Below are 25,738 nucleotides of genomic sequence, written 5' to 3'. Positions count from 1 at the left end.
TTAACCTCTTGTTCTCTAGCTACCTGGTCGGTAACCACACTCGCAAATTTCACGACCTTAACTAGCTTGCCCTCGGTGTCATGCACAGGGTTGTAGGTTGCCTCCAGCCAAATATCGTTGCCACGCCCGTCGATTCGCTTGAAGCGATTCGCGACGTACTCTCCACGGTTGAGTGTCTTCCAGAAATTTACGTACTCATCGGATGCCGCTTCTTGCGCCGAACAGAACATGCGATGGTGTTTGCCTACGATCTGGCCCAGTGAGTAGCCCATGGCATCGAGGAACTGTTTGTTCGCCGTGATCACGGTGCCATCCAATTTAAATTCAATGACAGCGGTTGACCTAACCAGCGCTTCAATCAGAGCCTGATTCTCCTTGGCCTCCTCAACGGTACGAGTGATCTCACTGCCGTAGCCCTGAACATGAGCCAAGCTCCCGTCTTGGTTTCGAATAGGAAGCCAGTAGATTTTCAACCATGCAAGAGTACCGTCAGCCCGGAGGTAGCGATATTCGTCATTGACGGGTTCGAATCGCGCCACAGCTTGATTGAAGGCGTGGAAGCAAGGGAGATTTTTGACGTAAGGCGGAACGATCTCCGAAAGCGGACGGCCATGCAGACTGTCGCTCGAGTACCCCAGGGTTTCTAAGAAAATTCGATTGACTGCACAGATCCTGAACTGAGCATCAAGTCTTATGGAAAGCATCCCTCTGTCCATTTGCTCGACCTGCTGACGTAGCAGATGTAGCTCCGCACTCTGCTCCTGCAGCGTTTTTTTGAGTTTGCGGTTGAACAATTTTAGGCTCCACACGTGCTGAATCAGCAATTATCGACACAGGCCACCTTTTCTTGAGCGGCTAGTCAGTTTTTGATCGGGTTGGGAGGGTGGTGCGCAGACAGCTCTGTGATTTCCAGTCAAGGCACAAGGAGGGACTCTGGCTCTGACACCAGAGAGCCTCTAGAGGCGCAGTTGCCCTCACCGGGAGGAGGACTGATGTGAAGTGGAACCGCCGAAAATCGAAGATCTCGCTGCGATTGCAGATCAGGAAGGCAACGAAGGCTGAGTATCTTGGCTCAAGAAAATGGCCCAGGTTTCATATGTGTGTTGATGCCATTGGACAGCATCGTCCCAGAGGACACCGTTGATTTCGCCCCGAGAAATTAGGTGCCTGAGCCTGGAATTTGAAGCATCCAATTCGAGGAGATGCCTATGAGCGGTGTACCGAAAATCGTCGTTGCTTAGCATTGGGCTGATGTCCTGAAGGGCTGGCTCGAGGATACGTGCCAATGTCCCTGTGCATCATTATGACATCAAAGCAAATGGGTAGTTCTGATCTCATCGCACATCTTACGCTCCCTGCCGTGAAAGCAGCCGGCGAAGGCTATCTCAGGACGGATACCGAGCTATCCAGGAGACTTTTACCCAGAAGCGGCTGGTCGAGTAACCGCTCAGACTCCTTGATTCGCTGTCCGGTGGGCCATCGCAACACACGATGACAGAGCCTGTGTCATAGATTCCCCTAGCCCCGAGTCGAACGCCTCCTCAGTAGGCCACACCGGTAGTGACCATCCGAGGCTTGGCTATCCGATCATAGGATTTTCATATCAACGATCCCGAAAAGAAGCCCCATAGGCGGATGGCGGTAGCCGACTAGAGCCGTCAGTCCTCAGCCGAGATCGAAAAGTGCCGGTTTGCGGCTGAGTGCGATAGAGGCCTCGTTTTTGGAGCGCTGGCACGACCAGCTCGGCGAAATCCTCAAGCGTGCCTGGGCTTGTCAGCGGGTTAAGCATGTAGCCACTGGTGCCCGAGATGCGAGCATGCTCCTCGAGTCGATCAGCAATTTGTTCGGGCGTACCTACCAAGATCAGATCAGTACCTCGTGTGACGTTGGCAAAGCGCTGCCTCACATCACCCGCCGTCAGCGGCTTACCGCTTCCATCAGGACGCATCATGTAGGAAGTCAGGCCTTCAGTGTGAGTTGAGGGCACATCGCTATCCGCATAGCGGCTAGGGTCGATGCCTGTGTCACCTGCATAACTGAATAAGCTTGTGCTATCGCGCTATAAAAGCCATAGCCGACCGACTATCCAGATACGATCGGAATTGAACTCGCCAACTTGATCATATAGTCAGGAAAACTGAAGTCCAGGCTTTGCCATAACCCCGCAGCAGTTCTTGAAGCCACGCCAATCATCCAGGAGAATAGCGAGCACTTCCACCGATCAGTGCTGTATTGCCCCCTGATGATCAAGTGAATTTTTAGTACAGTTCACATGTCGTATGCGTGACGAGCTATCCACGATACGTTGAAGCGGCAAGTGGATTCAGATTTTTGTAACCGTAGCTATATGTTCGAGTGCTAGTATGAAAGACTTTCTTCCAGTAGAGGAGATACACCGCCCTAACGTCCTCATTGTGGAGGACGAACCAACGCTTCGGGAGTTACTGACACTACTGATGGAAGATTGGGGTGCTGCGGTTACAGCCGTAAGCACTGCCGATGAAGCCCGTGAGCAGCTAAGAAAACCAGGTTGGCGCTTAGTGCTCACTGATGTGCAGACGCCCGGCTCGCTCACCGGAGTGGACATTGCCTGGATTACCAACGAGGAACACCCTCAAGCCAAAATTATTGTCATGAGTGGATACTACGAGTTTGAAATCAAGTCTCTACCTGATCTCGCTATATTTCTGCCAAAGCCCTGACAGGTAACAAATTTAGAAGAATTAGTTTCGGTACACCTTGACACACCAAACAGATCGCACAACTTGGAAAATCCCCCAAAGCAACGCATGACAACGCACAAGAAAACAGAACCACAAACCATACTTACACCTACCCCCTTCGCAAAATCATGAAAAAGCATCCCTGCTAAAATAAATCCAAAAACAAATACAGACCTAGAGCTTAAAGCCTGAAGTCTTGGACTACACGATTTAAGCCGACAGCAAGGTTGGACACTTCCCCGCTAGCACTCGCCGTCTGGCTCGCACCCGCTGCGCTTTGAGTAGACAAATCACGAATACTTGTGAGGTTTCGATCAATCTCTCGTGCCACCTGCGCCTGCTCTTCTGAAGCAGTCGCAATCAAAATATTACGTTCGTTGATCATAGTGATTGACTGGGATATTTCCTCTAGCGACTCACTAGCCAGCTGTGCTACAGAGGTAGATTCATCAGCCATTTTCTGACTTTCGACCATAGCCTTAACAGCCTGAAGCGAATCGTCCTGGATAGAGCCAATCATTTGCTCAATTTCTTGAGTGGATTGTTGAGTACGATGGGCCAGAGCCCTAACCTCATCTGCAACTACTGCAAAGCCTCTACCTTGCTCCCCAGCCCTTGCGGCCTCAATTGCGGCATTCAACGCCAGTAAGTTGGTTTGTTCAGCGATGGCTCTAATCACTTCGATGACTTTACTGATGTCTTGAGCTCGCGAAGAAAGCGTTTGGATCTGCTCACCCGTAGACTCAACATAGGAGGATAGCGCTTGTATAGCTCCTAAAGTTCTCTTAACATTTTCGAGCCCAGATTTGGTGAGTTGTTGAGCTCGCCCGGATGCATCAGCGGCTTCCGCAGCATTGACGGCCACTTCATCAACTGCGGCACTCATCTCATTGACAGCGGTGGCAGCTTGGTTGACTTCATCGTTTTGCTTGACCAACCCTCGACTACTTTCTTCAGTGACCGCCGCCATTTCTTCAGCAGCCGAAGCAAGTTGCGTTGAGCTATCGGAAATATGGGTCAATGTGTCTTTTAAGTTGTTTTGCATTTGAGAGATAGCAGCCAGCATCGCAGCTGCCTCGTCTCGACCTGAAACCTTAAAAGTCTGCGATAGATCCTTATTCGCGATAACCTTAGCAATTGAAAGCGCTTCGTCCAGAGGCTGAGTTACACTTCGCACCAGCATGTAACCCAAAATAATTGTAAGCGTCACCACGGCCAGAAGCAGACCATAGATTGTGACTAATCCGCTATGATAGATTTCACCTGTTAACACCCCCGCTGCTTTTGCTCCTTGATCATTGTAATCCATCAAATCAGAAATTTGATCAACGAGACTATTGGTAAGGGGGCGGATAGTCGAACTAATCAACGCAGAAGCAGCCGTATTGTCACCAGAGAGGAGCATTGGCTCTAACTGGTTCAGGAAACCTTCATAACGATCAGCGCTCGCCCTGACCTTATCGTACAGTGACTGCTCTTCAGGACTCGCTACCACAGACTCATATTTTCTTATGAGGCTTGTGAATTCCCGCCGATAGTCCGGAAAAGTTTTCACTGTCTGATCACGAACTACAGGATCATTCGTAGTAGTTGCTCGAAGACTTTCCAACCTTAGCCTAAGAACGCTTGAGTTTATAAGCCCAGCTAGCCGAATGCTGGCCATCCAATTTGTTTCAACATCTTGCTCTGCTTGACGAAGCCTCTCCAGCTTATTAGCAGAGAGTAGCCCCATCATAACAACCACAGCGACAATAATTGCAAAAATAAGCGCCGCACGCGGCCCTATTTTAATATCACGAAACTTCATATAAACCTCTGTCCTACACACCAGTTTATGCTTATCGGCTGAATCGTTTAACTCTTTAGGCTTAAGGAAAAATTCTTGAGGATGAATAGTTCTCTTTCTCATCTTTGTAGCTGAGACTATCTATCCACGCATCTGAATGATCTTCTGGTCGGGCGCCGGCAAAATAACGTCATTTGGGGTCGTGGTCTCGAAATCTCCGTAGTCACGCAGTGATTTCCAGTGAGAACCGATAGCCGCTTAACGCCTGGGTCAAAGCACGGGGGTTGGGTATGGCCTAGCTATTGAGCGTGCCGTTGAGTGAGCCGTAGATCCTAGTGTTTAAACGCTTCCCGCAAGCTAGATAAGCTTAACGCCCTTACGCAATCTCTACTCACATCCAAAACGGCAAAAGGTTTGAATCGCCTCTGGTTTCGTAGACACCTTCAAACCTCATAATGAGGCCCAAATAGGAGGTGCCATGAGTCGTCAGCGTTACCCTGAAGAATTCAAGATCGAAGCGGTCAAACAAGTGACCGAGAAAGGCAAGCCTGTCGCCGATGTTGCCCAGCGTCTGGGCATGTCCGTTCACAGTCTCTACGCCTGGATCAAGCTCTACGGCAAACCCCAAGATCAGCGTCAGCAAGATGATGACCAGCAAGCCGAACTGCGCAAGCTGCGTGCTGAACTCAAGCGCGTGACAGAAGAGCGAGACATCTTAAAGAAGGCCGCCGCGTACTTTGCCAAGGAGTGCGGCTGAAGTACGCCTTCATCAAGAAGCACTCGACGGATTACCCGGTGCGGCGCCTTTGCCAAACCCTCAAGGTGCACCCCAGCGGCTACTACGCTTGGTTGGCCGAGCCTCAATCTGCCCGAGCAAAAGAAGATCAACGCCTGCTTGGCTTGATCAAGCATGCCTGGTTAGAAAGCGGAGGTGTGTATGGCTATCGCAAGATTCACGATGATCTGCGAGAGCTGGGAGAGATCTGTGGGCGAAATCGAGTCAGACGTTTGATGCAGGCAGAGGGGCTGCGTTCATAAACGGGTTATCGACGGCGCCCAGGGTTTTATGGCGGAAAGCCAACCGTCGCCTCGCCTAACCACCTTGCGCGGCAGTTCAAGGTCAGTGAGCCGAACAAGGTCTGGGTGACAGACATCACTTACATCCGCACCTATGAAGGATGGCTGTACCTGGCAGTAGTGCTGGATCTGTTTTCCCGCCAAGTGATTGGCTGGTCAATGAAGCCCAGGATGTGCAGCGACCTGGCGACCGACGCGATGTTGATGGCCGTGTGGCGCCGCAAGCCACAGCAGCAAGTGATGATTCATTCAGATCAGGGCAGTCAATTCAGTAGCTCAGATTGGCAAAGCTTCTTGAAGGCTAACAACGTGTGATTAGCAGCATGAGTCGGCGAGGAAACTGCCATGACAACGCCGTAGCCGAGAGCTTTTTCCAGCTTTTGAAGCGGGAGCGAATCCGGCGAAAGATCTACGCAACGCGTGACGAAGCCCGAAGTGATATTTTCGATTACATCGAGATGTTCTATAACCCAAAACGTCGACACAGCAGTGCTATGCAGCTGTCGCCAGTAGAGTATGAGAAACGCTATTTTCTGAGCTTGGAGAGTGTCTAGGAAACCTGGGGCGATTCAGTTTTAGCATGTAGTTCAAGCACAATGTCATTCGTCACAGCGATCAACGCTAGATCACCATACATAGGTCTGATGTAATTATCGTAGGTTTTCGTATAATCGCCAATAGTGCTTTTAGCAAGTTTAGTTTTATTAGCAATCATCGATTCAAACGCTTCATTAACAGTAATGCTTTCCCTCAGGCTCTTTTTATGCTCCTCAACCAAAATCACATCGAGGTTAGCGTAGGTCTTTTCGGCAACCTCCCTGATAACTGGTAGCTTCGTAGACTTGTAGTCGAAGACGTCAATCTTGCGCCGCTGATCTTTGCCGTTGACCTTTCGGATGACATAAAAGGTTTTTCCGCCGGCTTTAGTGACGCGTACAGCCAGGCCTTTTGTATGAGTGTCATAGACATAAATCTCAGACTTACCCTCCGGGCAAACCAGGTCTCTAAGCGCATCCTTAGTAAAAATGATCTTCAATGCCACGCCCACACTCCTTCCCAGCGTCTAAACCGTTGATTTCCGCATGATTTTCGTGTCTAATCGCCTGCTTCACATCGCGCCCCGATGGTGAAATTGGTAGACACATCGCACTTAAAATGCGCCGCCGTAAGGTGTGCCGGTTCGAGTCCGGCTCGGGGCACCACGAAACACCCCTTCCCTCGCAAGACCTGGCCATCAGCGCCACATTCCCACTGATCTGTCTCTCGTGCCTAAGCTATGTGGGCCTTCACATGCCTTGAGGCTGCCTAAAAAACAATCAATGCATCCGAGTCGAAAGGCTTGGTAGCTCTTGGTAGCTGGCTTGGTAGCTGCGCCGGCAGCTCAACTCAGCTCCCAATAGCTCTGCTCAGCTCTCACAAGCCCTAGGCAGCGGTGCAATACTCACCTCAAAGCCCTGATTCTCAAAGCTTTTAAGCTCAAGTAAGCCAAGCTCAGCTCTCGTAAGCTCTCAACAGCTCTCGTAAGCGGAATGAGGGGCAGAATGACTTAAAATCTGTCGGCGTGAGCCTTGCGGGTTCGAGTCCCGCCACTCGCACCAAATTCCTTTGAAAAGGCGCCCTTGCGGCGCCTTTTTGCTGCCCGGCAGCAATCCCCTGAGCAACTGCTAGAGTGGAGCTTGTCCCCCTTCGCCGGTATGCAACCATGCGCTACTCCCTGTTCGATGGTCAACGCGACATAATGCTGCTGATCGCTCGCGTGCTGCTCATGATCCTTTTCGTGCTGTCCGGCTGGGCCAAGCTCACAGGCTTTGAAGGCACGGTCGGCTACATGACCTCGCTGGGCGCCCCTGCGCCGATGCTCGCGGCAGCGGTTGCAGTGTTCATGGAGTTCATTGTCGGCATCCTGCTGATCCTGGGCTTCTACACTCGTCCGTTGGCCTTCCTGTTTGCCCTGTTCGTGCTGGGCACCGGGCTGCTTGGTCATCCCTTCTGGAACATGATCGACCCGAAGCGCGCCGCGAACATGACTCAGTTCCTGAAAAACCTCAGCATCTGCGGCGGCCTGCTGGCACTCGCAGTCAGCGGCCCAGGGCGCTACTCGGTCGACGGGCGCTGATTCAGTCGTCCAGGTCGTCGTGCCAGGCTGGGTGATCGCACGCTTCGTCATCGAGGTCATCCAGCAGCGCGTCGTCTTCCTCGACTTCGTCCTCGGCGCCTTGAGCGTCCGCTTCAGGGTCGTAGTCTTCATAGAGGAATTCATGATCGAGCAGATGATCATGTTCGGGTTCGTGCAGGTCGTCTTCGTCGCGCATGGTGCCTCCTGGAATGCTGGCACGCCTTATAGGCGCATCGTTCGCCGCGGTCAATGGCGTGCCATTAATGCTGACTTAATCAGCGGGCCTCAGCCTGAAAGCTCTCCCTTCAGAACGTTCGTTGCCCGCCTCGATGGCGGGCTTTTTTATGCGCATCGGGTGTCGACACACCGCCAACGTGAACTTCACGAGTTTATGACAAGCATTTTGACAATCTGACCCTGCTCCGTACTTTCTTTGGACCCGCCACTGGTTGGCGGGTTTTTCTTTTTCCGGGTATGTGAAATGTGTACCGAAAGTAGTCGCATCACTTGGCTGACCGCAGCAGTCGAAACCATCAACGCCCGAAAAAAATGAGTGAAGCCCGGCATTGAGCCGGGCCTTTACCAAGCTGCCAGCTGCAGGTCAGTGCCATTTGCTTACCCGTCATTTCGCTGTACACGCTTGCGGGGGTTGAAATAAGGTCACCCGAATGTACTGTACATGCATACAGTCATCGTGACTTCCAAATCATCCGCCTGCGCATTCACGAGTGCCCAGCCGGATGCGGAGGAACGCATCACGGTTGGATGGCAATCGTGCCAGGCCAATGATTTTATCGTCAGGAGTATTTATGACCGTAAATATCAGTAATCTAACGATCACTACCCCCATAGCCGTCTCTTCAACGAACCCCGTCGCGCTTGAACTCAACGGCGCTGTCGCCATCGCCGAGTTCCCGAGTGTGGTTAAAGTGCTCAGCGACGGGTCCGTCCAGTTCACAGCACCGACCAAAGGCGCTTCGAGCAAGAGCACCCATAGAACCCGTTGCGAGTGGTCAGAGACCCAGAACTGGACGCTGGCCAGCGCCCCAGACCACTGGAATCGCCAGACAATGACGTTGACCAAGGTCAACTTGGCGCAAAAGGTCGTCATCAGCCAGATGCACGTCAGGGGGGACGACAGTCCGCCAGTGAAGGTGTTCTGGAACAAGGGCAATATCACCATCGGCTTCCGGACGTCTTACAACCAGACCAACCCGGTGAACAGCACCCTCCTGCAGGGCGTGCCGCTCGGCACCAAATTCGATGTGATCATCCATGTCACCTCTGCCGGCATGGTCAAGGTGACCGCCAGATGCAACGGCGTCTCCAAGTCATCGAGCGAACTGCAACTCGATGATACCTGGGACACCCACTTGTTCGAGTTCCATGGTGGGGTCTACAACCAGGTCGACTACACCGATGCCACGCCGGCCGATGATGGTTCAGTGTGCATCATCAGCGACCTTTCGCTCAGCCATGGCTGAATGCCGGGCAAAATGAAAAACCCCACAGATTTTCATCTGCGGGGTTTTCGAATAGTGGAGGCCGAGGTCGGAATCGAACCGGCGTAGACGGATTTGCAATCCGATACAAGAATGACCGATTCATGCTGGCTAGGCGAAATAATTGGTTCCGAAACGAATCAGGATTTACCGGGCTGCAACCCGCATTCTACAAGGGTCGCCGGTTCAGTTTTGGAACCGATCTTGCGTTAGGTATGACCAGGACCAGGCTGCAATCACCGTCGGATCAGCTCTGGAAATTGCCGCTGAACGGCATCCTCAAGCAGGTCAAAATCTGTACAATTGCTCTCCCCAGCCTTCCCATATGCGACCTGTACGTTTAGACACCATTGCGAAAGCTTGCTGGGCTAGCTATACCCAATCCATACAGAACCGCCGTGAACCGGCCATCCTCCGGATTGTCGTATGGAATATACAATCCCAGCTTGCCCCGAGAGGGCCAGATACCGTGAAAGGCGTAGACTTTGCAGCACCAAAGCACTCCCCGTCTCACGACGAGGTGACCTTCGATCAGCGCAAGATGGAAAAAGCGCTGGAAGGTCCTTTCGTGTCCATGCCAGATGGATTGACGCGCGAAGAGTTCCGCAATTGGATGCGGGAGAACGCGCGTAAATGTCGTTCTCGGTAGATTTCAGCCCTCATTTTATCCAAAAGTACGACAGCATTTCCGAGATCGAACAGGATCTCATTGATGATTTTGTGTTTCATTTCAGAACACAAGGTCTCCAGGGCTTTAAGGGCAAGGTCGCTCCAACTGACAACGTGCCGCAAATTGATCCAGACCGTATAGATAAAATCTGGTGGGCCAAACGGCACCACCTTTTCCATGCCCACATCGGTTATCCGGCTTGGTGCCCATCGCGAAATCCGTGGGGGACCTACTTAACTTCGGATTTCCTTGTCCATTTCCAAAATCTCTCGCCGAAGCACATCGCACTGGTCGACTACGGTTCACACAACCCGTTCTTGATTCCAGAGCGAAAAGCGCTATTCAAACCGTAGTCGAGCAGGATGGCCTAGGCTTCCGATAATGCAGCAGTAGTGTGGAAAATCGACCTCAGGCCGCGTAGTTCGCGGCCTATGCATCGACCCTGTCTAAAACACATCGCCGACTTTGGGCAGGTTTAGCCCAGCGAAACCGGAGTTCACCCGCTTAGTTTTAGACTGCAAGAATCCCTCCCTTGGCGCCCCGCCAACCACGAACCGTCCTGGGTCGTCCTTCCCCCACTCGTCCGCTGAATGATAGTGAAACAGGCCAAGGTGCCAGGCCTCCTCATGCTCGGTCAGCGCCCAATACCTTGCAGCCTCTGCAAACTCCAGCATTTCGACCAGGGTTTCGGCGTTTACCTCGCGTCGACGATGAGCGGCATAGGCCATCTCATCAAGAACGGCGGAACGCCCCTCGGGGTCCGTGACTAGGGCGAATTGGTCGTTCAGCTCATCCAGCCATGCTTGCGGTATCCCGACCATCATTCCTTCCTGCACCACCAGGACTGCGCGTACAGCACGCCGTCGATGTCCTCAACCCCGTTGATGTTCATTCCGAGCTGGGCCATGCCATTGACCTTGGCATCGTGCAGCCGCGGAATGATGTCGGGTCCTGGCGTCGGATTGAACACCCAAGCCTGCGTGGCTACTCGGCCCAGTGGCTCGCTGTGGTGGTCACCAATATGGATGTCGGCGCGCAGGGGCTGGATCTTCCCGAGCTGCTTCGTGGGGATGGCCACGCCATTGACGCGGCGTCGGACGAGAAGGAAGTACATAGGGCACCAATACTGTATATCGATACAGTATCGTATAACCCAGATCGCGCTGGCGGCAATAACCGGCCGGCGGCATCAGTGGAGAGGCGGGAGTTTCTGCCCGCGAGCTTTGGCCACCACACGCAGTTGGTAATCGCACACCACTTGGAATAGGGACTCGGCCAGGAGGTGCAGCCGCTCGACTTCCTCAGCGGGCTTCCCTTCATCCTGCGCCTGGTGATAAGCACGCATGGCATCCAGGGCCTCTTTCAACAGGGGTTCTCCTGCCTCAATCATCCCGATAAAGGTGCGCTTCTCCATTACCCGCTCCGATCAGTTGATCAGCGCATTATAGGACCTCTCGCACAGCTGGCCCGCTATTCGGGCTTGGTCATAAGCTTTCGCCAACTCTCCCGCTCGATCATCAGCCCGTGCGAGCAGGTCGGAGAGCACCATGGCGGCGCGGGTGGCTGCCTGGCCTCGGGCGACAGCGGCGGTATTCGTGCTGGGGCAACTGACGGTGGCGGCGAGCTTTCCAGCTTCGACGCGCAGCCGCTGGCCAGCAGCATCGGCGCCAGCAGCGCCAGCATTAGCGATCGTTCGTTCTTCCTGGGCATGGGCTCTCGCCTCCTCGTGCGCCGTGGCGCGTCGTTGTTCTTCCTGGCGAGCCGCCCGCTCGCCGATAACTTCGGCCAGGCGGTCACCGCTGTCTCGTTTCGCTGATGCCTCGGCCGCCGCGGCTTTTTCCACGGAGCGTCCGTGCTGGTAGACGCCCCAGTACGAAGCCAGCAGCGCCAGCAACACAATTACCCTGATAGCCCACGACTTCATGCCAGAGCCCTCCGCACGCCCTCGTCGATCACCTGGTCGCTGTAAGGGTTGCCGCCGTTCTCGTGGACGATGATGCTGACGACCATCCCGCGAAGGGTGGCCGGGTCTTTGATGTCGATCGGGTCGGTGGTGCGCACGCCAATGCGCTTGGCCACGGCCGAGGCGTATGCCTGGGTGTCGTTCTCGTTGCTCGGCGCCCAGCGGTTGATGGTTTCCAGCACCGTGTCGATGCCCTTCCCGCCGACGCCGGGCATGCCGTCCTTGCCCCGGTAGTTGATCAGCAGCTTGCCCAGGGCACGAATGCCGTTCTCGGGCGTGTCGAAGATGGCGAAGCGGCCGCCAGGCTCCTTGCCGATCTGGCCCTGCCAGTCGTTGCGGGGGTTGAAATCGATGTTGCCGGGGTTGCGGTTGCGCACGCCCCGGGGTTGCGATTGGGTCATGGGTTTTCTCCAGGCAAAAAAATACCGCCAGGCGGCGGTCGGTGGGTTCGGTGCGGATCAGACCGGCGGCGAGGGCCAGTCGATGGTTGCTGGGTAGCCCGCTTGCTCAGGCAGGCGGTTCAGCGCCACGCGGAATCGCTTCCATTCTTTCAGCAGCGCGATCTCTGCCTCGGTCGCCTCCTCCAGATCGACAGCATCTTGCAGCGGCGCAATGGCGGCGTCGGCGATCGCCCGCAGCCTGGCGACTTCCTCCTGTGCTTGCTGCAGCGGATCTGCCGGTATCGGCTCAGGCGGCAGTGGAACCGGCGCCTCCTCCACCGACACATGCAGGGTGATGCTGTGCAACAGGTCAGCTGGCTCGCCGTCCTTGGCCACGCTCACCAGCAGCACGTCGTCGGCAAAGGTGGTGGCCACCGAGGCGCCAGCGTCCATCTGGTTGATCACATACCCCCAGCCTTCCGGCGGCGGGCACATGCCCAACGTTCCGGCGACCAGGTACTGGCCGGGGCCGGGATGTTCGACAGTGATATCCGACTTGCCGAGCGACGTGATATCGAGGATCGAGCCGTCGCCCTTGATGTTGATTGCTGCTCTTGCCATGGTCAGATCGCCTTCAGAGTGCCGTCAGCGGCGCGAGTGGTGTTGTTGGAGTGGTAGATCATCGACCAGGCAGTAGCCGCAGACTGATCGACAGCCACGGTCTTGAACGCGAGCCGATAGCCGTTCACTTCTTGAGCAAAGATGGTGGTCCACCGAGCGTCGACGCCTGCTCGGATATGCATAAGGTTCCAGTAGCCATCCCCACCTGGTGGCTGGTTCGACGGAACGGCCGCACTGCGGAACTCGGTATTAAGTACGTTGTGCAGGTTCGTGATTGAGGGAGCGGTACCGAGCAAGCCGCCTGCCCCGACGCCCATGACCTGTCCGGCACTGGTTCCGACGTTCTTGGTCGATGCGTCGCCGAGATTGCCGAGTAACTGATACACCTCGTCAAAGTTCTGGTTGACCTTGGTGTTTGCGCTTCGCGGTGTATCACCGCCCACGCCCGTAGGAGCCGTACCGAGGTTGATCGTCTGTTTAGCCATTTGAGATCCTATAAAGGTTTCATTGGGCGCGACGCGAACAGCGTTCGCCCATTCACGCTGACCGGGTTTATGCCGTCGAAATTCTCGCAATACATCTGCAGCACGCTTCGATTACCGGACAAGAACCCGCCAAAGTTCGCCCGGAGCGGCTGCGTTGTTTGCCCCACGTTGGTGCTTGAGAAAAGTGCGTTACCCAGGACATAGTCGTCATAGCTGCCTGTCCAGCCCATCTGCGCAGGCGAGGCGTAATAGCCGGCGCCGGTTATCGGTGTGCCGCCAGTTGAAAATGAGTTGATCGACGGCTGGCTATTGAGAAGCGACAAATTGGCGGAAGTGACAAAAAGCCGATTACCTGCAGCGTCCCGCACCGATTCCCCGTAGTCGCCCGCAGGCGTGTTAGGTGTCATGTAGCTCGCGCAGAACCACTTTATGGCCATCGGGTACCGGGCGATGTCGCCATGTGCCGCTATGGATGGGTAGGCCTTGATCCGAAACCCGGTCCAGTTACCTGGCGAACCTTTGACGTAGAAGCGGCCGATCATCATGTAATCAGCTGCATTGAAGAAAACCAGCGGCCGCTCGTATGTGGTAACCGGCTCGGGGAATGTCACCTCCCCCCACTGAATGAAACTACCCGAGCCTGGCCCTTGTTGCCCTAGGTTGAGCGCTCCGCTGGACCTGACGGTCAGCACCTTGTTGATCGCATCAATCTGCGTACGCACGCTGTTGTTGGCGGCGCGGATGCCATAGCTTCCTTGCGCCGCAAAAGGCTCCCCGCCTTGCGAGAGAATCATGACCTGCCATGTGCTGCTCATGGCTCTGCGTAGCTGAAGCTGCCCTTGTGAGTACCAGGCCTGCGGGCTGTATGTGTTCTCCCCCCCGTCGAACAGCGCGTCGACCACCACAAACGATGCCGCCTGAATCTCCGGTATCGCAATGTACTGGTCGAGCGCGCCATTACCCGTCACCTGCATCATTTTCAGCGATCGGATCGGGGTGATCGTCGTGTCCATGGTGATCACCCCGGCGCTGTCCTTCGTCCTGTGTCCGTACAGATCAGCCATCAGGTCAGCCTCCCCGCCGCTACGCGCTCTACGCCGTTGGCGTCGTACACGTACAGGCCGCCGTTGTTGATTAGCACACTGCCGCTGGCGTCCTGGCCGCGCAGTGTGAAAGTGCCGTTGACCATGTTCAGCTCGATCAGCGGTCGCCCCTGTGAATCCACGGCTTGCGATCGCAAGGTCATCCCGAGAATGATCTGCTGGATAAACGCCTGGTTGATCAGCGCGGTGTTGATGAACACTTGGCCGTTTTGCACCACCAGCGGCGCCACGACCTGTCCGCCAACCTCATCCACCACTGCAAAGCGCTGGGCGAATGCAAGGAACTCAGAAGTTTCCCCGTTGCTCCCAAGCGCGAGGCCGGCAGTTACCTTCCGACCACCGGCAATGGTTTGAGCCTTGATGGTCACCTGGGCATTCACTTTCCCATCCAGACCGACGACAGCCTGGCTCACTTGCTGCACCGCAGCGTTGGTCTCGCCCTGCTGGACCTGCACGGTGTCGATGCGCTTGGCCGTGGCAATGCCGTCCTCGATCCTCGCCGATTGCTCCGACCAAACGCCGACGTAGGTCTGTTCAGAGCCTGCAAAGCCTTCGGTGCTGCCGGCCATGGCCGGGTTCACCTGGGCATAGACGCCATCCAGCTTCTCGGATTCTGCCTTGACCTTGCCGTCGATCGTCTCGACGGTACTCTTCATGGTGCTGAGGCCATTGGCTGTGGCGTTCAGCCCGGTTACTGGGTCGTCGACCTCGGCACGTACAGCAGAGATCTGCTCAGCATTGGCTTCGATGCGGCCGTCCTGCTCCTCGATGCTCGCGGTGTTCCGCTCGACCTGTGCGGCCAGGCCATTGGCCGACTCCACCACTTGGCCGATATCCAGCCAGTAGGAAGGGTTCGGCGGCGCATTTTCTCCACCGGCCGCCGCTGGCACCGCCTGGATGGCTTGATACAGGCGCTGGCCAGCGCGAACAGCATCGTCCTCAAGGTAGGCCTTGTCCGGGTCATAAGCGAGCGCATCTACCAGGCCGTCGATCTCGTCACGCAGCTCACCAATGCGCTCGTTGACCGATCCAGGTCCATTGCCATCAATCAGGTCAATGCGCTCCTGCAGGCTCGGCCACAGTTGCCCCTCTTGGATCTTCCCTTCCAGCGCCGCGATCATGGTGCTGACATCCGTGGAGGTGGACGCGGCAATCTTCAGGAAAGCGCTCACGCCGTAGGCATTGCGCGAGCGGATGAAGTAGAAGTAGTTGGTGAAGAAGGCCAGGTCAGTGTGCACCAGGCTAAGACCCTGGCCCAGGTACGTTGCCTGATCTGCGGTGACCTGCGGGTCCAGGCTGAAGAAGTACTCGTAGGTGCCGCCGTTCAGCCCGTGCTGCACGTTACTGGGGAACAGCGTGATGGAGTCGATGGTGGACCGAACCGTGCACGCTTCAGGAATGGGCGGGCCATCGATGTTCACGGTGATGCTCGCCTCGCCGGAGCGGGTCAGCGGACCGAGAGCGGCCACGCTCATCGTGTAGTTGCCCGAAGACAGTCCGGCAATCAGCAGCTGCACAGTCGTTTCAGGCACCTGCTGGGCCTGCACTGCAGTGCTGCCCTGACGGATGGTGACCGCATAACCCGTGACAATACCCGCCGGCTGCGTCCAACTCAGCACGCCCTGGGTGACTTCGGCAGTCTCGTCTGGCACCCAGGCCAGATTGGTAGGACTGCCCAGGCCACCGGTGGGCAGGTTGATGAACCCGATCGGGTTGTACGGCTGGCCCACGGCATCGTCGAAGATCGCGGGCTCGTACTGGGAAACGGTCACCGTGCAACCATCGTCAGCGGCCATGTTCCAGTCGGTGACGATGAACTCCCCAATGATGTTCAAGGACGGCAGGTTGACGCGCACCACGCGCCCCGGCCGGCAGTTGTAGCCAGCAAAGTTCATTGGCAGCTGGAGCGAGCCGCCGGCACGCGCCCGGCGCAACTTGATATTGGCCAGGCGCTGCGCCTGGTAGGCATCGGTCACATACCCGAGCGACATCGATTCGGCTGCCTCGCCACCGTCCTCATCCACCCATTGCTGAATCCGCACTTCTGGAAAGTCGGTCTCGGCCCAGGTCTGCGAAGGATCGATGAACGTGCCGGTGACGATGTTGATCGCGGAGTCGTTGTTGACCTCCGTGGTGCCCGAGACCGTGCCGACGATCATGTCCTCGGTGATCTCGAAGTCATACGGCCCGTAGTAGGCACCGGCCTGCATCATCCACTTGCCACCGACGCGGATCAGCTGGCCGGCGCAGGACTCCTCCAGCTTCTGGATAACCTGCGTGCGCTGCTCGTCGGCGCCGATGACGCAGCCGGTACGGTAGCGAATGCCCGCAGTGCCGTCGGCGTTGGCCACGGCCTCGTCGCAGACGTTCGCGGCGCTGGCAAAGGTCTCGAAAACAATCTCGTCATCCGGCACTTTGCACCGGGCGCGCAGGAACCAGAGCATGTGCAGCGCCGTGTTGTCGCTGTAGCCGGTCATACCGGTGCGCGGGTCGTAGATATCGTTTCGACCGCGCACGACGAAGCGCACGTCAGGGATGCCCGACGGGAATTTCTCGGCATTGTGCTTGAGCGAGAGCCGAATGAACGACAGACCACGACCGATTTGAGTGTCGCGCCAGTCGCGGCAGTTCGCCCTCAGGAAGGCATTGACCTGGGATGGATCTACCAGCAGCTCGTAGGAGGCATATTCACCGTAGGCGGCGATTTCCTCTTCGCCCAGGTAGATGCCATCCAGACCCGCAATTGCACCCTCGCTGAGCACGTACACCAGGTGCACCCACTCGCCATCGGTCTGGTCGCCGGATTGCTCCTGGGCCCACACCAGCACGCCACCGGTGCTGGCCCTGCCAAGGATGTACCGCGCAGGGGCTTTCGACGAGCGCACGGTCTGGGCCGACGGCTCACTGCTGTAGCTGCCACTCTTAAGCGCGGCATCCTGCTGAGAGCCTACAAACAGGCCAACGGCCCCGCCGATAATGGCGAAGCCAACACCGCCAGTGACGAATCCCAGCGCTGCGCCGGCAGCGACCAGCGCGACCTTCCTGACTGCCTTGCTCATTCAACTCTCCAGACAACCAGGGGCTCGCAGGCGATACGCCCTGCCCCGTCTTCAGTCACCGACCAGAACTCACCGGCCCAGAACACCGCCACGCCACGCCCGTTTTCGCCGTCGTACATCGCCACATCGCCGCGCTGGATGAACGCCTGGTTGACGCGCTGAAAGCACGCGTCCCAGGCGCCATCGAGTGAGCCGTGAATCTTCTTCAGCAGGCGCTTTGCTCCGGTTTCCGTGGTGTAGCGGCCCCGGTACTGCTCGGCCGGGTCAATGCCGCATACAGCCAACGCGCAGTCGGCCGCGAACAGGCAGCAGTCAAATTCGCCCCATGAAAAAGGCCGCTCAGTGGCGGCCTTGATCGTGTGGGCAAGTTGGGTGGTCCAGTCTCGATTGCGCATGATCTACTCGTAGCTGAAGGAAGGTGCGTCCTTGCTGGCCCCCCAGTAGATGGGCCAGTCGGCCATCTGGGCGACGGCAAAGAAGAAGCGGTCATCCTGATGGCGGGCGCGGTGGTTCTCATCGGTCCAGCGCTCGGTGGCGATTCGACTCCACTCGGCCATGCGGTCGATGATCGGCACCCGAATGGCGTTACCGTCACTGCCGTTGCCGCTGTAGGCAAACTGGGCCGCGTCCATGCGCCCGCTGAACAGGATGTCGGCCGCGTACTCGCCGGCCTGGTTGATCACCACGAACAGCAGCTTGGCGTTTCGCCCGCGACAGCCCTTCAGGCTGGTCTCGCTGATGATTGTGGCGTCCAGTCCATTGAGGGTCAGCTCGACGCTCATCGGCGATCCCGAGCTACTGCTCTCCTGGGCCTGGCCAACTTCGCCGAACGTGCCGACGCCCTGATAGGTGATGCCGTCCAGCACCAGGTCACCGGTCCCGGTATGGGCGAACACCATGCCGTCGGGGAAATCCAGCTGACAGGCGTAGACCGCCATGAAGCGGCCCTGCCCGATGATGTCGACCACGCGCTGGCTGAATGGGAATGAACCCGCCATCAGAAAGCCTCCCTGAACTCAAGTGCGCCATTGGCCACCAGAGGACGCAGCGTCAACGAATGCGTGTCGCTGGTCCTGCGCATCTCGGCATACGGCGCCTTGTACTCGACGGCAGTGCCGGCGGCGATGGCCTTGCGGATTGGCTTGTTCACATTGATCACCACCTGGCCGGTACCGTCCGAGGAGGCATCGTCGATGACTTCGAACATGACCCCGCCGATGGTGATGTAGTCACCCATGGAGAACACCTTCTTGTTCGGTGTCACCCCGCCCAGCCGCATCGAAGAGGCCTGGGCAATGGCCGTGACCACCACGGGCGCGCCGATCGAATCGCTACGCGTGCGGGTGAACGCGGGCAAGTTGAAGGTGTTGAACATCCCCTGCAGGCGACCAATAAAGGCCGTCAAGATTCGCTCCTCATCCCGGGACAGCGCCGAGAACGTCAGCTGGCACTGCCAGTAGGCCCCCGGGTAACCCACGATCTGCTGGGCATTCGACAAGGTCGAGGTGAACGCCCGGTTGTTGTAGACGACGCCCCAGGTCATTTCACTCGGGCACAGGCCTTCCGGCCATGCGATTGCCATGTAGGATCTCCTGGTGATCGGTCTGGTTACTGCGCTGGGCCTTTGCGCAAGTCCTTGAGCACCATCTGATAGCCGAGCTGGGCGCCCTGACGTGCAGCTTCTTGGATTCGCGCCCGCAGCTCCACTACAGCAGCGTTATCGGTATTCTTCTGACGTTGAGCCATTCATGCTCTCCTGGCCGTGTATCAGCCCTTGCGCAGCTGCTGCCGCGCAGGACCGTTACTGCGGAAGTCCTTGAGGACCATCTGATAGCCGAGCTGGGCGCCCTGCCGAGCCGCTTCTTGAATCCGCGACAACGTTGCGTCGTCGGCAGAACCCTGCACCACGATGTGCTGCTGGATAGGCGGCATAGAGCTGCTGACGCCCTGGCCAATGCTGGACGCCTGAATGTCACTGAGGGTACGGTCAAGCTTGGCGCTCGTCCCGGCAGTGGTAACTCGCTCCCCCTTCTGGAGCAACCAGGTGCCTTCACGCGGCACGCTGTCGATACCGTCGTGCGCCATACCGACCAGGGCCAAGCTGCTGGCCAAGCCGGTGGTACTGGTGATGGCAGCAGAAGCCGGCGCGGCGTTGGCGCCGAAAGACGCCAGGGACGCCATCGCAGCCGCGGGAGCGTAGGCGGCAGCCATAGCAGTACCGGTCGCTGCAGCCAAGGCGGCGGACGAAGCCGCAGCCGCATCACCGATGGCCGCGTTGACAGCCATCTGCAAACCGACCTTCACGAGCATGTGCAACAGGTCATCCGCGATGCCCTCTGCGAAATCGCTGAAGTTGAACTCGCCGGTTTTTACGAACCCGACCAGCTCATCTTCCAAGCTGCCGAGCGCGTTGCTCGTCACGTCGTACATCTGCGATGACAAGTCGCGCGCGTGATCGGCATAGTCCTGCCAGGCGTCCTCCGCACCATCCAGCCAATTGGTCTGAAGCTCATCCTGCTTGCTGTAGTAGTCGACCTGCATAGACAGGCGCTCATCCAGCGAGGATTGCAGCAGTTCCGCCTCCCGCTTGAAAAGGCTCTCGCTGATGTCTCCAGAGTTGCGCTGGGCCTGGAGATCAGCGTATTTCTGGTCGAACTCCTGGCGTATCTCAAGAATGCCCTGCAGGCGTTCGCGGGTCTTGCTGCCCATGCCAGCGCCAACGAACTCCATGTTCAGGCCAGACTGAGCAGTCGCATTCGCTGCAGCCAGCGTTGAGGCGTAAGACGCCGCCTTGGCATTGTCTTCGTTGGCAAGTTTGAGCTGCTTGAGCTTGTCCAGCTCCTCGGCCAGACCCTTCAGCTTGTTCTGCTGTAGAGAGGTGATGCCCTTCAGCTTGCCCGACTCCACTTCGAACTGCAGCTTCGCTACTTCAGTTGCGTCTTTTCGTTTATCCACCTCGGTGTTGATGAGCGCTATCTCACGCTTGTAGCCTTCCTCAGCAGTATCAAACTGACCTTGCAGTTTTTTGCTCGCAGCTTCTGCCGCCTTCGCGGCAGCCTGTTGGTCTTTCGTAATAGCAGTGAAGCTTCCGGCGCCACCCTTGCGCATCTCGGCGAGTAAATCGGCCAGTTCCTTCACCTGATTGGTATTGCCACTGCTAGGATTTTCATCGAAGGAGGCCATCAGGTCGCCATAGCCGGTAGCAAGGTCGCCCATCTTCGCCTTGGCATCGCCAATGCTCTTGCCCATGGCATCGATGTTCTTGAAAGCATTGTAAATGCGCACCGGCGGCAGGTAGCGGTCCCACCACTTTGCCTCATCGCCGCCAACCATCGCATCATCTACATCAGACAGAGACTTCAGGCCGATGCCGAGCAGATGGATACCAGCCATAGTGCCGACAGCAAATTTACCCAAAGCGCGCAAGCTGGCCGCTAGATCATCTGAAACTCGCTTCGCCAGAACACCGTTGATGGTTGTATCGCTCAACCTCGTAGCAAAATTCGCGAGCGTAGGGAGCATCGCGCTGGTGATCTGGTTAGAAAGGCCACTTACAGACTGATCGACGAGCCACGTTGCAGCTTTCAGCTCTTGCGCGGCCCGAATGGTCTTGTCATCCATGATCGCGCCTGCAGCTTCGGCTGCATCACCAAATCGCTTGAATCCTTCCGAGTTATTCCTGAGTAGTGGCAACAGTAGAGTTGCATCGTTTGCAATCGCTTCAAGGTAGAAGGTCATGTCGGATTGACTTACCTTCGCTTTTTCGAGACTGGAAACATATAGCCCAAGAGCCTGGCTACCGCTTAAATTCCTGAACTGCTCCGCCGTCACACCAACTTTTGGAGCAATCTGCTCAAAAAAGTCGGCCATTTCGCCGCCGCCAGTATTTAGAAAATCACCAACCTTATCGTTTACGTCCTTCAGGATGTCGGAAAGTTTATCCTGCTCTATCCCTACCGTCTTTGCGCCGGCTGCCAACTTTTGAAAATCCGAAGTACTGACGTTGGCTACCGAGGCCAGGTTTGTAATTTCTGACGCTGAGTTTATTGCCGACACGGTGATGGCAGCGAGCGCAGTTACACCTGCAGCAACCCCAGCGCCGATTGCCGTACCGACTGCCTTTGCATTTTTCTCAACTTGCTTACGCCACCTCTCAGAGCTGCGTTCGGCCTTGTCCATACCAGCTACAAAACCACCAACTTGCGCTATCACATCAAGAGTCAACGTACCTAAAGATCTTGATGCCATAAAAACACTCCAAAAAAAACCCGCCGATTGGCGGGTGTGCGTTGTTAGCCCAAGAGCCGGGATTTCTCCCTTTCAAATTCTTCTTCTGTGAGATCTCCTTTCCTTTTTAATTCAGAGATCCGTTCAAGCTCTTCATATTTACTTGGACCCGAAGAGGCTGAATTTACAACATCATACCGCTTAGCACTGCCAACGAACGCCCAAACAAGACAAACTACCCAGACAATACCAGTCCAACCCAACAGAAGATTGATTAAGAAGATGGCCGTGTAGTTTTCATGACGACGATAGAATGCCACCATCATCGGCAGGATATAAATGAAGAATGAGGCTGCAGCTATGATCAAATAGCTGCCGTAGATGAGTTCCATGGCCACTCCCTTGGGTCGAAACCGATCAATCTACCACCTCGCCCGCCGATGGCCAAAAGTGATCACGTCCAAGTCGCCATTGCGAGTTCCAGGCTGGCCACCACCTGATCGCCATGCCTCATGAAATCATCGGGGGTGTACGGCTCTGGCCGGCGCTTACTGTCTCGCACCTGGTTGGCCAGCATCGAGGCCAACAGGGCGGCCCCTCGCTCGACACGCATGCCCACATTTAGTGAACCGCGCCGCCTCTGGTACTTCACCCAGGAATGGAACTCGCGCAGGCTCAGGTTTTCTTGCGCTTCCGCGATCGTGCGGCCGCCGACTCCGGCGAGGACGAGTTCGTGCCAGAGCTCGTCGAGGGCGGTGAGCTCGTCGTCTTTCCCAGGTTGTTCACCTCATGGATGGCGGTGAGCAGCGCTACGGTGAGGTTGCCGTCCAAGGCACCAAGGCGCTTGGTGCTCTTCGGGTCTTTCGCCAGCTCAGCCTTATCCAGAGGGCCATGGGTTATATCCAAGACCGAGAACACAGGCTGGCCTTCCTCGTTGCAGATCGCTGCGGCAATGCGGCCGGCGATGCTGTCTTGGTGGCCTGCAGCGGCAAGGACATCGCTGACGGCTGTCTGGTAGCCGAGTGGGCGCACAAACACTGTTCCGGTGAGCTGTTCGCCGCCTTGGCGCCAGGTGATTTCCTTTTCAACGGGTCGGCCAGTGAACGAGCCGACCTGCTGCAGCGTTTCAATATTGAGCTTCATGGGCCACCTCAAGCGGTCTTCTTGATCCAGGCGGAACCGCCCGAGCGCTGGATGGAAACCGCAGTGCTAACAACGGAGTTGGCGGCGAAGTCGAACGGGAAGTCCGCGACATAGCCTTGGAACACGAACCAGGTGCGGGACGTTGGCAGTTCGAAGTCATCACCTGCGGTGTTGAGTGTTGGCACAGCCGTCGGCTCACCATCGGCATCCAACGGCCCATCGGACCAACCCACCGCCCAGCGGATGGTGGTGTCACCGTCTGCCTCCGAGAGCTGGTGCAGCCGAATGTGGCTCGCGCTACTGGGGTCAGCGTTGATGGTCAGGGAAGCCTGGCCAGGCGTGCGCAGGCCAGGTTTGTAGGAGCGATCCTTTGCCTTCAGGCAGGTATCTTCGATCTGCTCTTTCGGCGAACCACCAGGGCTGAAGGCGGTGGCACACTCCACCTCCATCACGGTCATTGGGCCGGTGCCGGAGGCAGGCGGTACCAGGGCAAACACTTGGGTACCTTGGGTCAAAATCGACATGGTGGTCTCCTGTCGGGCAAAGAAAAGCCCGCGCTTGGCGGGCTGGTGTGATCTGTTTTCGGGTGGGAGTGGATGGAAATCCAGTACCGGGCAGTGTCGTAACCGTAGTAGCGTTGCGCCTCCAATAAACCGCCCCGGCCCGATGCCGGAAAGCCCAGGGACGGGGCATAACGACCTAGGAGGACAAATGAAGTACGCGTTGTCAGGGGTTACAATTGAGCAATCTCAAAACCCTACTAAGGTGTTGGTCAGCTTCAGGGAGCCGGCCACCGGCAATGACTTCAAGATTTGGGTGACCCCGAACAAGCCCATTATGGAACTCACCTTGAGTGAAATTCTTATGCAGGCTATCGGGTCGGTTCCCGGGAAGGAGGATCTGCAGCCTTAATGACGTTGGAGAGGCTGTCGATTCGAGCATATATCGCCGCTTCGGCAGCCATTCTCTCTGACACCTCTGCTACAAGCAGTGCTTCAAGCTCTTCCAGTTTCTCCCGAAGAACTATTTGTTGCTCTGAACATGAACAACTCATTTGACCTCCTGTGACTTGGCCGCATTAGTTATCTGCGGACTATCCAGTCCACGTCAAAGCTGGTTCGGAAATTCTTGGTGGTTTGGTCCCGCCCTTCGCCCCCCCACCGGGTGACGTTGGCACGCAGCTCAATGGCGTCGCGGATGGCGTCGCGCACCTGGCGAACCGAAGAACTTGTCGTGCCGTACACGTCAACCTGTAGTGTGAAACCGTCGGCGTCGGGACGGCCGGCCAGGTAATTCTCCGGTTCGCCATTGACCAACTGCCACACCGCGTAGGGCTTGGCCACATCCTGCGGGGCCTCGCCAAACGAGTAGAGCCGCAGATTCGCCCCGGCACCGAGCAGCGCCGTGACGCCCGCGGCCCGGGAGCAGATCTGAAAAATTGGTGGTGTCATGAGGATGCAGCCTTCTTCGCGGCGCGCCGGATGGCACGATCGATTGCCTTCTCGTACTCGGTGACAAACGTGTTGGTGACTTCGCTGATGCTGTTAGCCAGAGCAGACCGCATGAACGGATCGGCAGCCATGTTCTCGGTACCGAACTCAATCAGACGCCAGTGCGGCGTCGGTGAGTTCGGACTGAGGTCGCCGCCATCCTTGAGTACGGCGCCGTGCAGCACACCGATCCGGAACCCGAGGTTGCCGGTCTGCTTGAACAACCTTCCGTTCCAGCGCAGGGCGATGTTGTCGGCGATCGAGCGGCCGGTTTCCTTGTCGTCGATGCGCTCGGCGCCTTCCTTGGCTTTCTGCACCACAACCTGAGCGGCCTTCCGCAGCGCGGCCCGTCCACCCTTGCGCCGAACGTCATAGCTGACCGACTCCAGCTTCCCCAGCAGGCTATCCAAGCCGGTGATGCTGAACTCGACGCCGTCAGCCATCTTTCACCCCTTTCGATACGAGGATGGTCAGGTACTCCTGGCCGGACTTGTCGTCCTCCAGGGGTGGGCCTTCAATGCTGTAGATCTGTCCCCGATGGATAATTCGCATGGTGGACAGAACGTCAGGCCGGTACCGAATCACAACCCTGGCCGTGGCTTCCGACTGAGCTGCCTGGGCAGCGATGAGGTCTTTCGCGGAAAGAGGCTCAACCGAGGCCCAGGTATTGGCGAACGCCTGCCAATCCGGCTCACTAAACTCACCGGTGTCTGGATCGCGGACTGCGCTGAAGTGCTGTATCTCGATCGGGTGTCGGAGAGTGCCGGCCTTCATGGAGCCACCTCGTCTGGAGGCCCCCTCCAATCACGGGAGGACCAAAGCAATGAGTCGACGGCCATCGGCAGCTCTGTTGCGATGGTTCCTGTGACGATCGCCTCGCGGTTCGCATAGGAGTGGCCGATCAGCAGAAGAAGCGCGGCCTTAAAGCTGGCAGGGAAATCGGCCGCATCGAGCAGCTTTGGGCTATCGCAGTACCACAGCGCCCAGGCCAGAGCAGACTCCGCGTAAAGCTCAATCAAAGCGTCTTCAGCTGAATGATCGACACGCAGGTGCTGCTTGATCGTTTCGATCGGAAGGAGCTCAAGCGCTGTGACGGTCATTTTTTCTTGCCCGCCTTAGGCTCTGGCTCTGGCTCTGGCTCTGGCTCTGGCTCTGGCTCTGGCTCTGGCTCTGGCTCTGGCTCTGGCTCTGGCTCTGGCTCTGGCTCTGGCTGATGCTCGGGGTCGAGCACTTCCTCGGCAAGCCCCATCCCGATCAGAGCTTCTGCATACTCGTCCAACACGGTACGGGTTTCGTGCTGGTCGAAGTTACCGGCGTGATAGTGCGAGAACTGACGCAGTGCGCGAATTTTCTTCATGGTCATAGCGGGGCAGTTTCCTGCCCCGCTCCCTTG

At 56.9% G+C, this 25,738-nt stretch carries 30 protein-coding genes, 1 tRNA gene and 5 pseudogenes; 7 read left to right on the top strand and 29 right to left on the bottom strand.

Annotated elements, in window-relative coordinates; translation table 11 throughout:
* Positions 1–17 precede the first annotated feature (17 nt).
* A pseudogene (locus ACTORR_RS24685) lies at positions 18–809 on the bottom strand (PAS domain-containing protein); the annotation flags it as partial.
* Positions 810–1,603: 794 nt separating this feature from the next.
* Positions 1,604–2,044, bottom strand: a pseudogene (locus ACTORR_RS24680) (LLM class flavin-dependent oxidoreductase); the annotation flags it as partial.
* A gap of 319 nt (positions 2,045–2,363) precedes the next feature.
* Here ACTORR_RS24680 and ACTORR_RS24675 point away from each other — a divergent pair.
* Positions 2,364–2,702, top strand: a complete 339-nt coding sequence (locus ACTORR_RS24675) for a response regulator (RefSeq protein WP_441343986.1) — start codon at positions 2,364–2,366, stop codon at positions 2,700–2,702.
* Between the two features lie 202 nt (positions 2,703–2,904).
* On the opposite strand, the gene ACTORR_RS24670 is transcribed toward ACTORR_RS24675, so the two are convergent.
* Both ACTORR_RS24670 and ACTORR_RS24665 read right to left on the bottom strand, forming a co-directional pair.
* The gene (locus ACTORR_RS24670) at positions 2,905–3,693 is read right to left on the bottom strand and encodes a methyl-accepting chemotaxis protein (protein WP_397427823.1); all 789 of its coding nucleotides are present in this window, start codon (positions 3,691–3,693) and stop codon (positions 2,905–2,907) included.
* Between the two features lie 66 nt (positions 3,694–3,759).
* Positions 3,760–4,530, bottom strand: a pseudogene (locus tag ACTORR_RS24665) (MCP four helix bundle domain-containing protein); the annotation flags it as partial.
* A 457-nt stretch (positions 4,531–4,987) separates the two neighbouring features.
* Here ACTORR_RS24665 and ACTORR_RS24660 point away from each other — a divergent pair.
* Positions 4,988–6,140, top strand: a pseudogene (locus tag ACTORR_RS24660) (IS3 family transposase).
* Here the strand turns inward: ACTORR_RS24660 and ACTORR_RS24655 are convergent.
* Positions 6,137–6,628: a hypothetical protein gene (locus ACTORR_RS24655; protein ID WP_441343985.1), complete on the bottom strand. Its 492-nt coding sequence runs from the start codon at positions 6,626–6,628 to the stop codon at positions 6,137–6,139. The pseudogene ACTORR_RS24660 and the gene ACTORR_RS24655 overlap by 4 nt on opposite strands.
* Before the next feature lie 75 nt (positions 6,629–6,703).
* Between ACTORR_RS24655 and ACTORR_RS24650 the strand changes: the two genes are divergently transcribed.
* Together ACTORR_RS24650 and ACTORR_RS24645 are read left to right on the top strand one after the other, a co-directional pair.
* A tRNA-Leu gene (locus ACTORR_RS24650) sits at positions 6,704–6,788 on the top strand.
* A gap of 500 nt (positions 6,789–7,288) precedes the next feature.
* Entirely contained in the window at positions 7,289–7,702 is a 414-nt protein-coding gene (locus ACTORR_RS24645) for a DoxX family protein (RefSeq protein WP_441343984.1), read from the top strand.
* A gap of 1 nt (position 7,703) precedes the next feature.
* Here ACTORR_RS24645 and ACTORR_RS24640 read toward each other — a convergent pair whose 3' ends face one another.
* A complete protein-coding gene (locus tag ACTORR_RS24640) occupies positions 7,704–7,898 on the bottom strand; it encodes a hypothetical protein (RefSeq protein ID WP_054884935.1) in 195 nt (64 codons plus the stop codon).
* 613 nt (positions 7,899–8,511) lie between these two features.
* On the opposite strand from ACTORR_RS24640, the gene ACTORR_RS24635 reads away from it, so the two are divergent.
* Together ACTORR_RS24635 and ACTORR_RS24630 are read left to right on the top strand one after the other, a co-directional pair.
* Complete coding sequence (locus ACTORR_RS24635; protein WP_054884934.1) at positions 8,512–9,186, top strand: polysaccharide lyase family 7 protein; 675 nt, start codon at positions 8,512–8,514, stop codon at positions 9,184–9,186.
* A gap of 651 nt (positions 9,187–9,837) precedes the next feature.
* A complete protein-coding gene (locus tag ACTORR_RS24630; protein WP_441343983.1) occupies positions 9,838–10,227 on the top strand; it encodes a hypothetical protein in 390 nt (129 codons plus the stop codon).
* Between the two features lie 171 nt (positions 10,228–10,398).
* On the opposite strand, the pseudogene ACTORR_RS24625 reads toward ACTORR_RS24630, so the two are convergent.
* The 18 genes and pseudogenes from ACTORR_RS24625 to ACTORR_RS24540 form a co-directional block, all read right to left on the bottom strand.
* A pseudogene (locus ACTORR_RS24625) lies at positions 10,399–10,698 on the bottom strand (hypothetical protein); the annotation flags it as partial.
* Positions 10,695–10,988, bottom strand: coding sequence for a hypothetical protein (locus ACTORR_RS24620; protein ID WP_441343461.1), 294 nt, complete (start codon positions 10,986–10,988; stop codon positions 10,695–10,697). The pseudogene ACTORR_RS24625 and the gene ACTORR_RS24620, both read right to left, overlap by 4 nt.
* A gap of 75 nt (positions 10,989–11,063) precedes the next feature.
* On the bottom strand, positions 11,064–11,288 hold the full coding sequence (locus ACTORR_RS24615) for a hypothetical protein (RefSeq protein WP_054883235.1): 225 nt from the start codon (positions 11,286–11,288) through the stop codon (positions 11,064–11,066).
* A gap of 12 nt (positions 11,289–11,300) precedes the next feature.
* Positions 11,301–11,798, bottom strand: a complete 498-nt coding sequence (locus ACTORR_RS24610; RefSeq protein WP_441343982.1) for a DUF2514 domain-containing protein — start codon at positions 11,796–11,798, stop codon at positions 11,301–11,303.
* Entirely contained in the window at positions 11,795–12,238 is a 444-nt protein-coding gene (locus tag ACTORR_RS24605; RefSeq protein ID WP_441343981.1) for a structural protein P5, read from the bottom strand. The genes ACTORR_RS24610 and ACTORR_RS24605 overlap by 4 nt, the downstream gene beginning before the upstream one ends.
* 57 nt (positions 12,239–12,295) lie before the next feature.
* Positions 12,296–12,838 carry a tail fiber assembly protein gene (locus tag ACTORR_RS24600; protein ID WP_441343980.1) on the bottom strand — a complete coding sequence of 181 codons (543 nt, stop codon included), beginning with the start codon at positions 12,836–12,838 and terminating at the stop codon, positions 12,296–12,298.
* A 2-nt stretch (positions 12,839–12,840) separates the two neighbouring features.
* Entirely contained in the window at positions 12,841–13,323 is a 483-nt protein-coding gene (locus tag ACTORR_RS24595) for a hypothetical protein (protein WP_441343979.1), read from the bottom strand.
* Between the two features lie 8 nt (positions 13,324–13,331).
* Complete coding sequence (locus tag ACTORR_RS24590) at positions 13,332–14,387, bottom strand: hypothetical protein (RefSeq protein WP_441343978.1); 1,056 nt, start codon at positions 14,385–14,387, stop codon at positions 13,332–13,334.
* Positions 14,387–17,485, bottom strand: coding sequence for a phage tail tip fiber protein (locus tag ACTORR_RS24585; protein ID WP_441343977.1), 3,099 nt, complete (start codon positions 17,483–17,485; stop codon positions 14,387–14,389). The genes ACTORR_RS24590 and ACTORR_RS24585 overlap by 1 nt, the downstream gene beginning before the upstream one ends.
* Entirely contained in the window at positions 17,482–17,880 is a 399-nt protein-coding gene (locus tag ACTORR_RS24580) for a DUF6950 family protein (protein ID WP_441343976.1), read from the bottom strand. Before ACTORR_RS24580 ends, ACTORR_RS24585 begins: the two co-directional genes overlap by 4 nt.
* A 3-nt stretch (positions 17,881–17,883) precedes the next feature.
* On the bottom strand, positions 17,884–18,483 hold the full coding sequence (locus tag ACTORR_RS24575) for a hypothetical protein (protein ID WP_441343975.1): 600 nt from the start codon (positions 18,481–18,483) through the stop codon (positions 17,884–17,886).
* Positions 18,483–19,067, bottom strand: a complete 585-nt coding sequence (locus tag ACTORR_RS24570) for a hypothetical protein (protein WP_441343974.1) — start codon at positions 19,065–19,067, stop codon at positions 18,483–18,485. The genes ACTORR_RS24575 and ACTORR_RS24570 overlap by 1 nt, the downstream gene beginning before the upstream one ends.
* Before the next feature lie 26 nt (positions 19,068–19,093).
* A complete protein-coding gene (locus ACTORR_RS24565) occupies positions 19,094–19,231 on the bottom strand; it encodes a hypothetical protein (RefSeq protein ID WP_441343973.1) in 138 nt (45 codons plus the stop codon).
* Between the two features lie 21 nt (positions 19,232–19,252).
* Positions 19,253–21,733, bottom strand: a complete 2,481-nt coding sequence (locus ACTORR_RS24560) for a phage tail tape measure protein (RefSeq protein WP_441343972.1) — start codon at positions 21,731–21,733, stop codon at positions 19,253–19,255.
* A 44-nt stretch (positions 21,734–21,777) separates the two neighbouring features.
* A complete protein-coding gene (locus tag ACTORR_RS24555; protein ID WP_441343971.1) occupies positions 21,778–22,104 on the bottom strand; it encodes a superinfection immunity protein in 327 nt (108 codons plus the stop codon).
* 62 nt (positions 22,105–22,166) lie between these two features.
* On the bottom strand, positions 22,167–22,385 hold the full coding sequence (locus ACTORR_RS24550) for a phage tail assembly protein T (RefSeq protein WP_441344132.1): 219 nt from the start codon (positions 22,383–22,385) through the stop codon (positions 22,167–22,169).
* 2 nt (positions 22,386–22,387) lie between these two features.
* Complete coding sequence (locus ACTORR_RS24545; RefSeq protein WP_441343970.1) at positions 22,388–22,855, bottom strand: phage tail assembly chaperone family protein, TAC; 468 nt, start codon at positions 22,853–22,855, stop codon at positions 22,388–22,390.
* 8 nt (positions 22,856–22,863) lie between these two features.
* Positions 22,864–23,379, bottom strand: coding sequence for a phage tail tube protein (locus ACTORR_RS24540; protein WP_441343969.1), 516 nt, complete (start codon positions 23,377–23,379; stop codon positions 22,864–22,866).
* A gap of 187 nt (positions 23,380–23,566) precedes the next feature.
* Between ACTORR_RS24540 and ACTORR_RS24535 the strand changes: the two genes are divergently transcribed.
* A complete protein-coding gene (locus ACTORR_RS24535) occupies positions 23,567–23,767 on the top strand; it encodes a hypothetical protein (protein WP_441343968.1) in 201 nt (66 codons plus the stop codon).
* 170 nt (positions 23,768–23,937) lie between these two features.
* Here the strand turns inward: ACTORR_RS24535 and ACTORR_RS24530 are convergent, their stop codons facing one another.
* Genes ACTORR_RS24530 through ACTORR_RS24510 form a run of 5 tightly spaced genes read right to left on the bottom strand, consistent with a single transcriptional unit; the run spans position 23,938 to position 25,708 of the window.
* Positions 23,938–24,306 (bottom strand): DUF3168 domain-containing protein, encoded by a 369-nt coding sequence (locus ACTORR_RS24530; protein ID WP_441343967.1) that lies wholly within the window; start codon positions 24,304–24,306, stop codon positions 23,938–23,940.
* A complete protein-coding gene (locus ACTORR_RS24525) occupies positions 24,303–24,788 on the bottom strand; it encodes an HK97-gp10 family putative phage morphogenesis protein (RefSeq protein WP_441343966.1) in 486 nt (161 codons plus the stop codon). Before ACTORR_RS24525 ends, ACTORR_RS24530 begins: the two co-directional genes overlap by 4 nt.
* Entirely contained in the window at positions 24,781–25,119 is a 339-nt protein-coding gene (locus ACTORR_RS24520) for a phage head closure protein (protein ID WP_441343965.1), read from the bottom strand. The genes ACTORR_RS24525 and ACTORR_RS24520 overlap by 8 nt, the downstream gene beginning before the upstream one ends.
* Complete coding sequence (locus ACTORR_RS24515) at positions 25,116–25,445, bottom strand: head-tail connector protein (RefSeq protein WP_441343964.1); 330 nt, start codon at positions 25,443–25,445, stop codon at positions 25,116–25,118. The genes ACTORR_RS24520 and ACTORR_RS24515 overlap by 4 nt, the downstream gene beginning before the upstream one ends.
* Complete coding sequence (locus ACTORR_RS24510; RefSeq protein ID WP_441343963.1) at positions 25,442–25,708, bottom strand: hypothetical protein; 267 nt, start codon at positions 25,706–25,708, stop codon at positions 25,442–25,444. Before ACTORR_RS24510 ends, ACTORR_RS24515 begins: the two co-directional genes overlap by 4 nt.
* Positions 25,709–25,738 lie beyond the last annotated feature (30 nt).

The organism is Pseudomonas sp. SAR267 (genome assembly GCF_052077595.1).
Classification (GTDB): domain Bacteria; phylum Pseudomonadota; class Gammaproteobacteria; order Pseudomonadales; family Pseudomonadaceae; genus Aquipseudomonas; species Aquipseudomonas vlassakiae.
This window is presented reverse-complemented; position numbering and strand designations above follow the sequence as displayed.